The following is a 14,221-nucleotide window of genomic DNA, read 5'->3' as shown; positions in this document are numbered from 1 at the left end:
GGCACACCCATACTCGACATATGTAGAGTATGGGTGTGCCACGTGAACCCGACTCCTCGCCGCAGACGGTCGCCGTGCTTCGGGCATTCCGGTCCGACCCGACCCGCTACCGGTACGGCTACGACATCGCCCAGGAGATCGGGCTGATGTCGGGAACGCTGTACCCGATTCTCGCCCGCCTGGCCGACCGCGGGTACCTGGAGCGGCGCTGGGAAGACGGTCCGCGCACCGGAAAACCACCGCGTCAGCTCTACCGATTGACCGATGCCGGCCAGGAGTTGGCAGCACGACTTGCCGCGAAGCCCGCTCAGAACCACACCGCCCGCCGGGCGCTGTCACCGAAATGGGAAGGCGCCGCATGAACGAGTCTGGTGACAGCCGGTTCGCCCGCGCCGCGATGAGAGTGACGCCGGAGCGGCGTCGGTGACGCCGGGTGTCACCGGATGGAGGCCCGGCCGACATGCGGGCCGCGTCCCGATTGGAATAGCGCCCCCCAGGTTGCCTCAGGCGTAGGTGGCGCGGTCGATGTCCGGCGGTTTACGCCGACACGACCGCGCCACGGTCCGGTGATGGAACGGCGGCGGAACGCCCGAGCAGGCGAGTGGTCCACGACAACCAGCTGAGGGACATGTGTACGCAGTTCGCCGCCTGCAGGTCACCGACTGGCAGATGTTTCGGAACCTACACCTGGAAGCGCTTGCGGACACCCCGCTCGGCTTCGGCGAGACGCTGCTCGAAGCCGAGCGTCTCACCGACGTCGACTGGTGGCATCGCACGGAGGCTCTCTCCCGAGCGCCCGACCAGGCGATGTTCGTCATCCTGGCACACGAGGCGGCGGTCGGCATGGCGGGTGTGAGATGGCGTCACTCGCAGACCGCGGAAGTCGTCGGCGTGTACATCACGCCGCGCCTGCGCGGACAGCGACTCGGTCTCGGCAGGCTGCTGTTGGACGCCGTGCGGCAACACATCGCCAGGACCGTGCCCGGCAGCAGGATCGTGCTGTACGTACACCCTCTCAACAGCCGCGCGCTCAGTTTCTACAGCAGGAACGGTTTCGCGCTCACCGGTGAGGTCCTGCATCACCGGTACGACGCTCGCCATCACTGGCTACAGATGGACGCAGGTGTCGCGCACTTCAACTGAGAGATCTCTTAGCCCTGCTCAGATGATGTGTACGAAATTGAAGACGATCAGCCATTGGTTCCCTTGCGCATGTAGGTGGGGTTGGTGGGCGGTCGGGCGGTGTCCGCGCTATGCAGGCCGGCTCTGGGACTGGCTGGTTGCGAAGCCTCTGCGGGATCGAGAGGTCCACAGGTGGCGTCAGCAGTGCAATCGGCTACTGCTACTCGACTGGGTTTGCCACGTCGAGCCCATCCACGTCGGTCAGATCCGGTGGTAGCCTGCCACGCATGATCGACCCAACCGTGTTGGACCGTGCCTTCGCCGGCGACGGCTTCAGCCAAGAGCAGGTCGCAACCCTACGGGTGCGGTCCGGTGGTGTCGTCGCGGCCGACCCGACTCATACACGGCGCCCCGCGTTCACCGTTGAGATACCGAACGGGGATCACCCCGTGGTAGGCGTCGATGGAATGGCCGCCGTCATTCTCATGGTCGCTGCCGGGCACCCAACGCGGTGGGAACTGGCTGTGCTGCCCGGCCAGGACGTCGCCGCCCTGGCACCGGACGAGACGTACGGGTACCCGGTGGATTCCGGGTTCGGCTCGTTCGTCGATGCCGAGGGCGCGCTGTTGTGGGCTGAGGAGTGCGAGGCGCTGGACGAGTCGGCGTTCCTCGACGCACTGGACGATCTGCTGTTCGATGAGAATGCCTCTGACGGTCACCTGATCGGTTCTCTCCTGCCGGACGACGGCGCCGTGACGATACATAACCCATTGGGGTACAACCTCGTGACGTTCGTTTCCGGACCGGGTGACGGGCATTACGCCACCTGGGTCGGGCTCGACACCGACAATCGCCTCATCTGCCTGCTCACGGATTTCGGGCTGCCACGGACGAGAATCGCCGAGCCGCCAGCGATAATCCCGACCTGAACGGTGTATGCGAGTCATCATCGCGCGCCCGACGCACCTCCCCATTCGAATCGCATCGCGCCGGTGACAAATGGGGATGTCTGACCTCGAACCGGCACCGCTGGAGGCATCCACGAATCGACGGCTCCGGACGCCTGCCAGTCGAAGGGGGCGCTGATCCGGGTCTACGAAGAGCGACATCTGCCGGCCTATTCGGAGAACAGTCAAGTCTTGATCGATGAGTGGTGCAGGTTGTCACGGAAATTTGCCCGGACGTGGGGGAGTGAGCCCGGCAAACACGATACGGTCGAGCGCGTGACCATCATCTTCGCCGACCGCGGCCTGCACCTGGGCGTCCTGAACGCCTTACTGGACAGCGAGGAGGTCGTCGGCGAGCTCAGAGCGCTCATCGAGTCGACCGGCCCGGACGGCCCGGCTGACGGCTACCCGGGCCCGGGCCCGCGCCTGGCGGCGTCGCTGAACCTGCTGCACGCCGTCGCAGTGCCGTCCGCCGAGGCTTCGGCGATCGCCCACTTGGGCTTCGACGGCGGCAACGACATCTACATGCTTGTCGAGCAGACCCTGGACATCGACACCGGCGGTGAGTCCGACGACTACAACGTGATATCGCTGGAGGGGATCCAGTCGCTGTCAGGGCTGCGGTCGCTGAATCTTGACGGCCACGGCTATCACCCGGAGCCGCTGGACCTGACCCCGCTGGCCGGCCACCCGCAGTTGTCGGACCTGGTGCTGACCGGCGCTTGCACCGGGTCGGCGGCGCTGGAGTCGCTGCCGGCGTTACGCGCCCTGGACGTCACCCTGGCGCACCTCGACGATCCCGTGGTCCCGGCCCGCCTGGAGGCCCGCGGTGTGACGGTCCGCCACCGTAGGCACAGCTGATCTCATCCCGGCAGAGGTGCGTTGCCCACAGAACGCACCTCTGCCGGTTGCATCGGCGCACCACGAGTGATCACGAGCCACCACGCGGTGCTGGTCCGGTCGAAGCCGTGGTTATCGTCATGATTGCGCTGCCACCGTATCGGCCGCTCCGACCCGTCAGGAGTCGCCCCTGGCCAGGGCATTCAACGGGCGCTAGGAACGGGGACGGCCCTGCGGCTTGCCACGCCGAGAGCAGCCAGGCGTTCCACGATGCGGGTGCTCGCTCGCTCCGCGAGCGCGGCGATCGTCAAGGACGGGTTCACCGTGAGCGCGGCAGGAACGGCAGATCCATCGGTGACGTACAGGTCGGGATGCCCGCGCAGGAGATGGTCCGCGGTCACCGCAGACGTTCCGGGATCGTCACCGAGTCGGCAGCTGCCGAGGGGATGAGCGCTGACGGCTCCGGCGAAGGCCGCCGTCCAAGGCTGCACCTTCGCGATGCCGCCGGTCTCGGCGATGGTCTTGACGGCAGCGTCGGAACTGGCCCAACCTGCCCGTGTGGCCGGCCCGGCGTGGTAGCTGAAGCTGCCGAGGCCCAAACCGTGCCCGACACGGCTGAACGAGCCGAGCAGGGGCGGCGTGCCGAATTGCCCCTCGCCGGCGTCCTCGGTCATGGCGAGGATGGTCAGCCAGGACCGCCACCTGGCGCGGATCTGCTTCTTGTCCACGCCGTACCAGCCGGGCACTGCCGCGAGCACGTTCGTGATCGCGGGGAAGGACAACTGCTGGATGCTGAACCGTTGGTGTTCCGGCCGGTCGGGATCGAGGTAGTCGTACGTCATGGTGTTGATGGCCTTGCCGATGTGATGTGCTTCGTAGGTGCTGGTGGAGTCACGCTGAAGTCCGAGCACACTGCCCGCCGTGTCCTCGTCGACGATGGCGACGCTCACCCGGTCGCCGTTCCCGGACAGATGCCTGCCGACGGCGGCGGGTACTCCACCCAGTAGCAGTGCTGATCGCCGCAGGATGACGGGGGTGCCGATCGCACCCGCGCCCATGACGACCAGGCGGGTCTCGATGCACCCGGTGGAGGTCACGATCCGATAGTCAGTGGCATCGACTGTCGTGTACGTGATGCGGTACCGGTATCCCGGGGTCAGTGCGGGCGAGATGGTCTGGACCTCGTGCAGGGGGCGGATCTGTGCGCCTTCTGTGACTGCGGCGGGCAGGTAGTTGAGCAGCATCGACCGCTTGGCGCCGAACCGGCAACCGGAGAGCATCCAGTTGCAGTTGGTGCAGCGCGGCAGGTCCACGGCGACAGGGACCAGGTTGGCGGTGTGGCCGGTGTGCGCACACGCCGCGGCGAACAGCCCGCCGGAGTAGGACACGTCGTCCCAGGATTGCTGCATGACAGGTAGTGCGTCCTCGATCCGCTGGTAGTAAGGGTCGAGGCTCGGACGTGTGATCACGGTCGGCCACAGCCGACGGCCGCTGCCGTTCGTGCGTTCGAAGGCGAAAGACGGAGCACGTAGCGAGGCCCCGAAGTACACGACGCTCGATCCTCCGACGCAGTTGCCGGCGATCACGGTCATGCCGTCGCCCTTGATCGCGTCGACGATTCGGGTCAGGGAGCCGAGTTGCATGTCGTGGGTGAAGTCGGCGGTCGTCAGGTGGGGGCCGCGTTCGAGGATGACGGTGCGGGCGCCTGCTGCGGCAGCGTAATAGGCGGGGATCGCTCCGCCGAATCCGGAGCCGATGACGACGACGTCGCTGGTCTCGACGGTCATGACGGATTGCCCTCCGCGGTGGTCTGGGGATGTGCGGTGGCCAGGGATCTCCGGTATGAGTAGGTGGGGTGGCGCCATAGCCCGTCGGGATCGGGCTCCGGAAATCGCAGGTAGGTGAGGCCCGGGTGACCGCTGATGACTGCAGCCGCGGTGGGCAGGTGGGCCGCGGCGTCGAAGGCGATTCCGGACAGCAGGACCATCACGGACCACAGGTCCCGGTCCGGCTGGTCGGGCTCGAATAGGCCCGCGACGACAGCGCTGCGATGGCGAAAGGCGAGCGCGACGAACGGCGGCACGAAAGGGGGTATCCAGATCCCGTGCGAGATCGCGTAGCCGAGCGCTCGGGTGTTGAGGGTCGTGGCGATGGCGTCGAGAAACGGCCCGGTGCCGGTCCGCTGATCGGTGAGCAGTGCGATGAAGCCCGAGTCAGCCCCGCCCGGGCCGGGCGCCTCCCCGGCGACGGCCGTGTCGCCGGGGAAACGTTTCGCGCCCGGAATCAGCGTGTCGGTGAAGGCCGTCAGGGTGTCGATGGTGGACGACCATGTCGCGTGGGCCGGGCTGGCAGGGATGCCGGCCGGTGAGGCCACGGCCGCGAGCAGCGCGGCCAACAGGCTACGGCGGTCCATCATAGCCGCAGGTCGCACCACAGGCTGTACGGCAGCGCGACGGACACGCCGCTCTCGCCGTGTTCGGTTCCGTACGCTGCCAGCGCCTGTGCCAACTGCGGGAACTGCGGTGCCAGAGCCACGACGACATCGCCCACGCCCGCGGTGTGTCCGTTGACGCGGAAATTCGCCAGGTGTACCGCGGCGGTGCGCAGTTTCTTGTCGAACCAGTAGTTGCCGTCCCACGCGACCAGCGCGGTGGCGCCCTCGGAGACCTGGACACTCCAGTGGTCCTGCTGCCAGTAGCGGCATGCCGGGCCCGCGAGAACGAGCCGGGACGGCTCGGCGAGCAGGAACGTCAACGCGTCGCCGTTGTCGAAGGTGATGTCGCGCTTGGAGTACTCGACACATAACGGATCGTGCAGCCAGAGTGACAGTGGAGGGCGCTCACCCTCGCCGAAGCGATGGATCTCGCAGGTGGGGCCGAAGGGCGGCGGGGTGTAACCGCCGGTGACGGTCTGGGCCGCTGGGTCCGCCTGTGCCGGGGCAGCGGCTGACAGCAGCATCAGCGCGATGAGGATGGTGGTTGTCGTACGGCGCATGGGTGGCCTTCCGGACGAGCGGAGGGGATGCGTGAGCCACCAATTTGGATCAGTGGCTCAGCCACATTAGGAGAGCAGAGCCGGTACGCCACTGTCAACGAGTTGACGGAGTGCGATCTTTGAAGCAGGAAGTGCCCAGCTGCACGACCTGATCGTGCCCTGGGCAGCCGGGGCCTTGCACCTGAACCCGGTCTATGGCACAGTCCGATCTGTGCAGTGGATGAGCCACTGAAAGCAGATGGAGTGAGCCGTGTCAGTGACTCCCGTGGCTCGCGACTCGCTCGTCGACGCCCTCGTCACCAGGATCCGCGACGACATCCTCACGCTGCGGTATCCACCCGGCAGCATGCTGCCGGCGGAGCGGGAGCTGGCCGCCGGCTACGGCGTCACCCGCACCACGCTCAAGCATGCCCTCGTCCGGCTCGCACAGGCCGGCCTGGTCGAGACCCGGCACGGTGTCGGCACGGCCGTGCTGGACTACCGCCGCAGAGGCGGCCCTGAACTGCTGCCACTGCTGCTCTCGCACAGCCTGAACGACCCAGCCGGACCCGATGTCGGCTGGCTCGACGAGATCTTCGAGGTTCGTGCGGACATCGGCACGCGCATCACTGCTCTGGCTGCCCAACGCCGCACTGCCGCAGATCTGCAGAAGCTTCACGACCAACATGCGGCCGTCGGTGCGGCTCCCGACGCCGACAGCGCCCAGATCGCCGAGTCCGAACTGCACCGCATGCTGGCCGAAGCGTCCGGAAATCGCGTATACGTGCTGATGGTGAACTCGCTGATGCACACCTACCTGGAGGTGCGCTACCTCTTCCAGGCCCCGTTCGTCGATCCCGTCGCCGCTGGCCACAGGCTCACCCCCCTGCTCGCCGCCGTCAGTGCGGGCGACGCCACGGCGGCGCGCGCCGCGGCCGCGCGATACCTCGAGCAGACCCGACGACTGATGCTCGGCGAGATCTGAGGTCTTCGCAACACCCGGTCACGCCAGGTCACGGCCGACGTGGGCTGCATCGCCGCGTCGAATCACGAAAGGCTCCCACATGCGTGAAACACTCTCCACCCGCTGGCGAGGTCAGGCCGGTCGAGCGGAGATCTGGTACACGACCATCACCGATCCGGCCACCGGCACCGGCATCTGGCTGCATCACGAGCTCACCGCCCCGACCGACGGCGCTGCCCCGATCGCGCACGGCCTGGTGGGGGTCTTCCCGCCCGGCGAACCACCCGTGCTGCGCCGGTTCGACCCGACCCGCTGGCAGACGCCTCATCCGCCGGCGGTGTACCACCGACCGGACATCGTCATGACCGACAGCTCCTTCGCGGGCAGCGCCGGCGATGTTTCCTGGAACATGACCTGGCAGGACCCGACCTCCACGCTGTACACCTTTCCTCGCTGGGCGTGGGAGCGCGGACTGCTGCCGACCACCCAGATCGTGCCCGCTCCCTCCGCCCGGCATGACGGGGAGGTGCGGGTGGGTGACCGGCTTTGGCGGTTCGACGCCGCTCCCGGCGCCACCGGTCACATCTACGGACGTGGCATGGCCCAGCGCTGGGCTTGGCTGCACGCCGACCTCGGCAACGGAGACGTGTTGGAGATCGTCGCCGCGGTCGCGAAGCACCGTGGCTGGCGCAGCCTCCCCACGCTGCCGCTTTTGCGGCTGCGGCTTGACGGACAGGACCTGTCCGCCGCGGACCCGCTGATCGGTGCGCTGCGGCTCAGATCCACCATCGAACTACCTCGCTGGCGTGTCGCCGGCCGACTCGACCGCTACCGCATCGCCGTGAACGTGCACCAGCCCGCCGACCGCACCATCAGCGTGCCGTTGACCGACCCGGACGGCAGCGTGTGCACATGTCACAACTCCGAGGTCGCCGACGCGGAGATCCTACTGGAGCAGCGGCGTGAGGGCGCGTGGCACACCGCGCGCCACTGGCGCCTCCAGGGAACTGCGCACGCCGAGGTTGGCATGCGTTGAAGCCGCCGTCCCCGCGGAACGAGGTGTCACGCCTTCACATCGGCTGACCGGGCGTCGGCCGACGCTGCTTCCGGGCGGGAAGGACTCTTTTCAGATGAGCGGGCACAGCCGCACATGCCACGCCGGACCCTCGGCTGCAGCCTTCGCCGTGACAGCTAGGGCGGGGAGGACTGCTGCCGTCAGCCCGGACCGATCACCCCGGACCCGGGTGCGGCGGGTGGCATCCTCCGACGACCATGGGCTTATCAAGTGGAGCGCTGGGCACGACCAGGCGCCTCGGCCATGAAGCCGTCGTGGGAGGTCGACCCGAGGGAACGTCGGCTGGTGCCGACATACCGCGGCGAGTTGGCGAGCCGGGTTGCCCGCGCACGGGCGCTGCAGAAAGCCGGTGACTACCCGGCCGCGGCGGAATGCCTTCGTCAAGCCATCACCGAGGGTGAGAGCTGGCTCGGTGCCGACGCTCACGAGCTTGTCGTGGCGCTTAACGAGTTGGGCATACTCTGCAAGTACAGCGGGTACTTCGACGAAGCCGAGCAGGTCTATCGGCGTGCGCTGAGCATCGAGGAAGCCCAAGGTCCAGCCGCGACTGCCGATCTCGCCTCGCTTCTGCACAACATCGCCGGCCTGGCCCACGCCCGGGGCGACGCGTCGTCGGCGGAGCCGCTGGCACGGCGCGGCATCGCGGTGCGCTCGGCCATGACCGAGGTGAACCAGGAAGCTCTGGCGCGAGACCGCGCGGCGTGGGCCGCCATCCTCATCGACCTGGATCGGCTCACCGAGGCGCAAGCCATCCTGAGCGAAGTGCTGGCAGCCTATGAGAACGTGCCCACACCGGACCGGTACGAGATCGCCGTCACGCTGCACAACCTGGGCTCGCTGCAGGCCCGTGCCGGAGAACACGCCACGGCGGTGGACACCTTGAGCCGAGCGTACGCCCTGAAACGAGCGTCACTCGGACGCAGGCACCCGGACCTGGCCATCACCTTGTACAACTTGGGCCGTTGCCTGCAGAACCTAGGCCGAAGCCGTGCCGCCAAGCGACGCTTCCGCCGAGCCGTCGACATCCTTGGCTCGCGGGTGACGGACGATCACCCGACGCTGGCGGCCTGCCGAGACGCGCTCAGCCGCTGAGCCCACATCGCACACCGCACGGTTCGCCCGAGCGCGCAGCGCGTCGATTATGGAGCGGTGAGCCCGACGTCAGTACATGACGCGCGGCACGGCCTGATATGGAACGCCGTGGAACGGTTTGGTTGCGAGGTTCCGTGCCTCACGCCATAGCTCGTTGACCCAACTCATGAAAGCGAGTCATCCGTGCAGAACGGGCGAATCAATCCCGAGACTGTCAATAGCGCGCTTAAGCGCGCCGTGGCAGTCGGCCTGCTGGTGGTGGGTGGTGTCGTGGCCGCAGTCAACGGGAGCGACGTGTCGACCACTCCAGTCCAAGCCTCGAACCTCTCGCTGATATGCGGCTTCGGTTGTGGAGACAACCACAACCAGGTTCTTCTCTGACAACGTCGCCCGCCTGGTGGACATCCACGCGATGCGCCGACCAACCCGCCTGGTCCAAGCAGGAGATCAGGGACTGCTGACCTACCGGCCCGGATAGCTCGCGCTTGGATACGTCGCCGGAGCGCACTGCAATGCCCGCCCTGGTCCGCCGATCGAATCCAGGAGGTGTAACGACATGAACGAATCCGCCATCGACGACATCGACATCGAGGTTGAGATGGATGCCGACGCAGAGGCCATCCACTACTCGGCGATCGTCCTGAACCACAACGAAGTCCTGCTGGCCGACCAGTAGACCGGCTGATCACCGCGTGCGGTGTGCGCGGCCGTAGCGGGCTCGCACACCGCACTGGGGGCACTACTCCGGCCCTGTGACGCACTGTAACCGGTGAGTCGCCGCAGGTTCGCGGCATCGATCGCTCTTACCTGTCGAAGGGAGGTAGGGCTTACATGTCCGCCGAGACCGACCTTGTTCTGAGTTCGGAGATGCAGCGGGTTCCTGAAACGCACCGCGCGGCCGTCGCGGAGCAGACATGGGGTCGCATACGGTCGGTGTTGCCGCTTTGAGGGGTCGCTCGCATCGCCGATCTGACCAGGCTGGACAGGATCAGCATCCCGGTCTTTCAGGCAGTGCGGCCCAACGCCCGGACGTTGTCCGTGTCTCAGGGCAAGGGGGTCACCCCTCTGCTGGCGCAGAGCGAGTGCGGCTACAGGCCCTGACTGCAGGTGGTGGCGCATCGGACGACGTCGCGCTGGTGCATCGGCTGCGAGACAGGGGGTTGCTCGGCAACGGCTCCGACACCGACGTGGGTTTGGACCGCTGGTGCACCGCTTCCGAGCGGTCCCTGCCGGACGCGCAGCGCACCGCGAGGGCGGCCTGTCGCGCACTGTTCCCAGACGATCTTCCAGCTTTCGAAGACCCTTTTCTCAGAGCCATCCAGGCGCACGGCGTTCATGCCGTCGTGTACGAGCGATTGCTTCTGTGCCTCGATTTCAACGCAGCTCTCCGGCGCAGAGACCCGTCGCTCGAATTCGGTCGCATAAGGGCAGGCAACATCATCGACTGGTTCGCGATTCGATGGGGGCGAGGCGATCTGGAGGATGCTGTGCTGGAACGCGGGTTCGCAGGCGTCGGCGACTTCGTCGCCGCCGCGCGCCCCTTCTGCCTGTTCGACAAATCGTTTTGCCGCCTGCCGCCGCTGGTCATGCGCAGCCCCTAGCGCAGCGCCGCCGCGGCACGACTAGGGGTCGTGCTCCGCGGAGGGCATAGAGCGCCGAAGCCCGAATTTACGAGAGTTAGCGAGTCAGTCGATAATGACGTCTCCTTCGCAAATCACGCACCTCCCCTCGCCCGAGGTCAGGCGCGCCCGAAAAGGCGCGGTTTTCCGGCACGACGAGCAGATGTGCGTCGTCACGGGATACCGAGAATGCAAAGAGGTATTGAACAGCCCTGACCGATTCAGCTCAGACCTTCCGAATCCCGGCGCTCCTGACGGCCTCCACAATTTCACGATGTCGGATCCGCCTTCGCACACCCGGATGCGAGCTGCCGTGGCACCGGAATTCCGTGCCGATCGTGTCTCCGCGCTGCGGCCCGAGTGCGGGCGGCTCGTGGCATCCCTGCTCAGCGACATCGCGTACGCGGAGCAACCTGCCGACATCATCGGATCCCTGGTGAAACCTGCCGTGTACGGATTGACGAGTCTCCTGCCCGGATTGCCGTCCTCCTCGCAAGCCAGATTCGATGGACTGACGGACGTTTTCCGGTCCAGGATCGCCGGCGCCGACGACAAACGCCGGGCCGGCGCTGAAATGCTCGAACTATGCCGAACTGTCGTCAAGCGCGATCTTGAGCGCGATCACAGGACGTTGATCAACAACCTTCGGTCACGCGATGTTCACACCGAGGATGAGTTGGCTTCGACGGTGGCAAGCCTAGCCGTCGCGGGATACGACTCGACCAACAGCCTGATCGGGCTCGGTCTTCTCGCGCTGCTGGCCGATCGGCGGCCGGTTGAGTTGTTCTCTGCCAAAGCTCTGGTTCAAGAGATGACTCGCCTGCTCGCCGTGGTGCCGGCAGTCAGCGGATTGCTGTGGGTAGTTGTCTGCTGGGAGGTGTGCAGGTCAATGAGGGCGATCATGTTTATGTCAGCATTGCCTCCGTGAGCCGTGACCGAAGAGAATTCGATCGACCCGATGAGTTCGACGCCAGAAGATCCGATAAGCGCCACCTGGCATTCGGCCACGGAATTCATCACTGCCTCGGCCGAGGTACAGAGATGCTGTTCGAGACCATCCTCGAGCAACTGTATGGTGCTCTGCCCGACGTCAGGCTCGACTGGCCCGGAGACATCGTCGATCTCGTCGAGAGGCAGACCGCCTTTCGGTCGGTCGCACGCCTGCCGGTCGTCTGGAACAAGTCGCACCGTCGGGCAGCGGCATGGACGCCTTGCATCGCAGCGCACGACGCCCACCCCGAGACCAGCAGGTGTAATGAACGGTACATGCACGGTCCCAGGCATGATCTGCGAGCGGAACGATGACACTCCCTCGTAGCGCTGCTACGGTGTCCGCTCAGCCAGAGCAAGCCCGACCTGGTCGGCGGCGGAGGTTGCCTCGCCTGGTGGCTGTCACGATCGCGGCGGCGCTGCTGGCGGCCTTCGTGAAGGCCGGTGGTCGATGTGGCCTTTGATGTGAACGTGGGGATGTTCCTCTGTGCCGAGGGTGAGGACCTGCTCGCACCGGGCACCCGGGAACAGCTTCTCACCGGGATCAGCGAGACGTTGCGCGGTCTCGGCCTCCCGGAGCATTGCGAGCCTCGCGTGCTCGCCGAAATCGACCCGCCGCTGGAACGGGAGGCAGACCCCTGCCTGCTCGGCGTCCGGCTTGGCTTCTACGGGTCGGAGAAATATCAGCGGCTCGCCGCGTTCGCCCAGCACCTCGCGGTCCACGGCACCGTGCCGTCCGCCCGTCAGGGCTCCGACGCCGCCATCGAGCAGCGCTACAACGAGATGCCCGACCGGCGGCTGGCTTTCGACCATGTCATCGCCGTCACGGGCGGGTTAGGCACCATCGTGTTGCCGCAGCCCTTCGACGAGGTCATTCCCGGTGTACGGAAATCCTCCGGGCACGGCCCCCTCGTCTCCGCACATAGGCTGCGTATCGAGAGTGTTGCGCTGGCATACGCGTTGCGTTACGTCGATGTCCGGGACTACGACTGGATCGGTGGCAGCGTCCTCAGCGTCGGACCGTTCTCGCAACTCGATGCGCGGGTGGAGGACGACCCGGACGTGGTACAAGCCTGGGCGGACGAGGCCGACCTGTGCCACCGGCTGCTCAAGGTGGCCGTCGACATCCTCCGCACCGGGGCCCTGGGCATCACCAGCTGACGTCCAGGGCCTGGTCGGTGTACTCGGCCGCGTGCCCGTTGCGCCAGGATGCTCGGCGGCGTTGCCGGTGGCCGGGCCGGAGATGCCGGAGGGAAACCGCCGATCAGCGTCAAGCGACCGTGCACACGGCCGCTGTGCTGCCGGGTGTGCGGTCCAGGGGAGGTCGTATCCCGTCGGAAGCGGCTCGGCTGACACGAGCTTCTCGTGCTCAGCGGGCAACCCGCTCGTCGCAGACTGCGTCGGGGTACGGAAGTGGAACATCGCGGAACGCCTCGGCAGAACCGTCGAAATTAGACACCGCGCTGACCTTGCCGACTGGCGGACTGGAGGCTCATGTTTCCACGGCCCACCTTCCAGCGTGGCTGGGTGAGATCTGGGCCGACAACTCTTGATAGCCGCCGAACCGGCGGATCGTAGGTGCCCCCGTGGAGGGGCGAAGAACACCCAGTCTGTGAGGAGATTCATGCGCCATCGCACGTATCGGGGGCTTGCGGCGACTGTTGCCGTTGCCCTTGTCATTCCGCTTGTCTCCGCGGTGCCGGCGAGCGCGGGGCCTGAGCCCGGCAAGTTCGCCAACAGCGCTGCGCTTCCCCTGGTGAAGCGGCACCTGCAGAAGCTGCAGGAGATTGCCGATGCTAATGGCGGGACCCGCTCGTCGGGCACCCCGGGCTATGACCGATCCGTGGACTATGTCGCTGACAAGCTTCGCGGGGCGGGTTATCAGGTAACGCTTCAGCAGTTCGAGTTCCCGTTCTTCCGCGAGCTTGAGCGGCCGGGCCTCAGCCGGGTCTACCCCAATCCCAAGACCTATGTCGAAGACGCAGACTTCTTGACCATGGAGTTCTCGGGCTCGGGTGATGTCACCGGGACCATCCAGGGAGTGGATCTTGTTCTGCCGCCGACCCCGGTGCCCAGTTCCACCTCGGGATGTGAATCGAGCGACTTCGCCGGATTCATTTCGGGCAATGTCGCCCTGCTCCAGCGCGGCACCTGCGACTATCGGGACAAGGTGAGCAACGCCAAGGCAGCCGGAGCCTCGGCAGTGATTATCTTTAATGAGGGTCAGCCCGGCCGAGACGGCGTGCTTTTCGGTTCGGTCAGCGTTCCTGCCGACATTCCTGTCGTGGGAACTGCCTTCGCCGTAGGCCAGGAGCTTGCTGCGGCGGGAACGGTCGCCCGCGTCCAGACCGCGACGGAGGGCGACCCTCAGCGCGTGACCCACAACGTCATCGCCGATCACCCCTTCGGTGACCCCGACAAGGTCGTCGCTCTCGGCGCGCACCTCGACAGCGACATCGCTGGTCCAGGTATCCAGGACAACGGCTCCGGCGTCGGGGCGGTTTTGGAGGCGGCACTGCAGCTTGCCTCCCAGCGCACCACTAACCTCGGTCTTTCATGAGTAATAGATCTTGGATTGAGGTCGACTAGCTTGATGATG

15 protein-coding genes are annotated in these 14,221 nt (G+C 66.4%); 12 read left to right on the top strand and 3 right to left on the bottom strand.

Features of this window, described 5'->3' with window-relative positions; all coding sequences use genetic code 11:
* Nucleotides 1-35 precede the first annotated feature (35 nt).
* The 4 genes from ACFQO7_RS34045 (at nucleotide 36) to ACFQO7_RS34030 (ending at nucleotide 2,930) form a co-directional block, all read left to right on the top strand.
* Entirely contained in the window at nucleotides 36-362 is a 327-nt protein-coding gene (locus ACFQO7_RS34045) for a PadR family transcriptional regulator (RefSeq protein ID WP_376810234.1), read from the top strand.
* Nucleotides 363-630: 268 nt separating this feature from the next.
* Complete coding sequence (locus ACFQO7_RS34040) at nucleotides 631-1,143, top strand: GNAT family N-acetyltransferase (protein WP_376810233.1); 513 nt, start codon at nucleotides 631-633, stop codon at nucleotides 1,141-1,143.
* Nucleotides 1,144-1,409: 266 nt separating this feature from the next.
* Nucleotides 1,410-2,051, top strand: coding sequence for a DUF4241 domain-containing protein (locus ACFQO7_RS34035; protein WP_376810232.1), 642 nt, complete (start codon nucleotides 1,410-1,412; stop codon nucleotides 2,049-2,051).
* Between the two features lie 294 nt (nucleotides 2,052-2,345).
* Nucleotides 2,346-2,930 carry a DUF6892 domain-containing protein gene (locus ACFQO7_RS34030; RefSeq protein ID WP_376810231.1) on the top strand — a complete coding sequence of 195 codons (585 nt, stop codon included), beginning with the start codon at nucleotides 2,346-2,348 and terminating at the stop codon, nucleotides 2,928-2,930.
* A 182-nt stretch (nucleotides 2,931-3,112) separates the two neighbouring features.
* On the opposite strand, the gene ACFQO7_RS34025 is transcribed toward ACFQO7_RS34030, so the two are convergent.
* From ACFQO7_RS34025 to ACFQO7_RS34015, 3 genes are read right to left on the bottom strand one after another with little or no spacing between them, the layout of a single operon-like run.
* Nucleotides 3,113-4,696 (bottom strand): GMC family oxidoreductase N-terminal domain-containing protein, encoded by a 1,584-nt coding sequence (locus ACFQO7_RS34025; RefSeq protein WP_376810259.1) that lies wholly within the window; start codon nucleotides 4,694-4,696, stop codon nucleotides 3,113-3,115.
* The gene (locus tag ACFQO7_RS34020; RefSeq protein ID WP_376810230.1) at nucleotides 4,693-5,304 is read right to left on the bottom strand and encodes a DUF5987 family protein; all 612 of its coding nucleotides are present in this window, start codon (nucleotides 5,302-5,304) and stop codon (nucleotides 4,693-4,695) included. The genes ACFQO7_RS34025 and ACFQO7_RS34020 overlap by 4 nt, the downstream gene beginning before the upstream one ends.
* A 17-nt stretch (nucleotides 5,305-5,321) precedes the next feature.
* Entirely contained in the window at nucleotides 5,322-5,903 is a 582-nt protein-coding gene (locus ACFQO7_RS34015) for a hypothetical protein (RefSeq protein ID WP_376810229.1), read from the bottom strand.
* A 265-nt stretch (nucleotides 5,904-6,168) separates the two neighbouring features.
* Between ACFQO7_RS34015 and ACFQO7_RS34010 the strand changes: the two genes are divergently transcribed.
* From ACFQO7_RS34010 to ACFQO7_RS33975, 8 genes are all read left to right on the top strand, one after another.
* A complete protein-coding gene (locus tag ACFQO7_RS34010; protein ID WP_376810228.1) occupies nucleotides 6,169-6,867 on the top strand; it encodes a FadR/GntR family transcriptional regulator in 699 nt (232 codons plus the stop codon).
* Nucleotides 6,868-6,946: 79 nt separating this feature from the next.
* A complete protein-coding gene (locus tag ACFQO7_RS34005; protein ID WP_376810227.1) occupies nucleotides 6,947-7,882 on the top strand; it encodes a hypothetical protein in 936 nt (311 codons plus the stop codon).
* A 282-nt stretch (nucleotides 7,883-8,164) separates the two neighbouring features.
* A complete protein-coding gene (locus ACFQO7_RS34000) occupies nucleotides 8,165-9,013 on the top strand; it encodes a tetratricopeptide repeat protein (protein ID WP_376810226.1) in 849 nt (282 codons plus the stop codon).
* A 1,082-nt stretch (nucleotides 9,014-10,095) separates the two neighbouring features.
* Nucleotides 10,096-10,614, top strand: a complete 519-nt coding sequence (locus ACFQO7_RS33995) for a hypothetical protein (RefSeq protein WP_376810225.1) — start codon at nucleotides 10,096-10,098, stop codon at nucleotides 10,612-10,614.
* A gap of 292 nt (nucleotides 10,615-10,906) precedes the next feature.
* Nucleotides 10,907-11,560, top strand: a complete 654-nt coding sequence (locus ACFQO7_RS33990; protein ID WP_376810224.1) for a cytochrome P450 family protein — start codon at nucleotides 10,907-10,909, stop codon at nucleotides 11,558-11,560.
* Nucleotides 11,488-11,937 carry a cytochrome P450 gene (locus tag ACFQO7_RS33985; protein ID WP_376810223.1) on the top strand — a complete coding sequence of 150 codons (450 nt, stop codon included), beginning with the start codon at nucleotides 11,488-11,490 and terminating at the stop codon, nucleotides 11,935-11,937. The genes ACFQO7_RS33990 and ACFQO7_RS33985 overlap by 73 nt, the downstream gene beginning before the upstream one ends.
* 129 nt (nucleotides 11,938-12,066) lie before the next feature.
* Complete coding sequence (locus ACFQO7_RS33980; protein ID WP_376810222.1) at nucleotides 12,067-12,783, top strand: hypothetical protein; 717 nt, start codon at nucleotides 12,067-12,069, stop codon at nucleotides 12,781-12,783.
* Between the two features lie 463 nt (nucleotides 12,784-13,246).
* Nucleotides 13,247-14,182, top strand: a complete 936-nt coding sequence (locus ACFQO7_RS33975) for a PA domain-containing protein (RefSeq protein ID WP_376810221.1) — start codon at nucleotides 13,247-13,249, stop codon at nucleotides 14,180-14,182.
* Nucleotides 14,183-14,221 lie beyond the last annotated feature (39 nt).

This window comes from Catellatospora aurea (assembly GCF_042663325.1).
Classification (GTDB): Bacteria; Actinomycetota; Actinomycetes; order Mycobacteriales; family Micromonosporaceae; genus Catellatospora; species Catellatospora aurea.
Note: the sequence above shows the minus strand (reverse complement) of the source record. Positions and strands in the feature narration are given on the sequence as shown.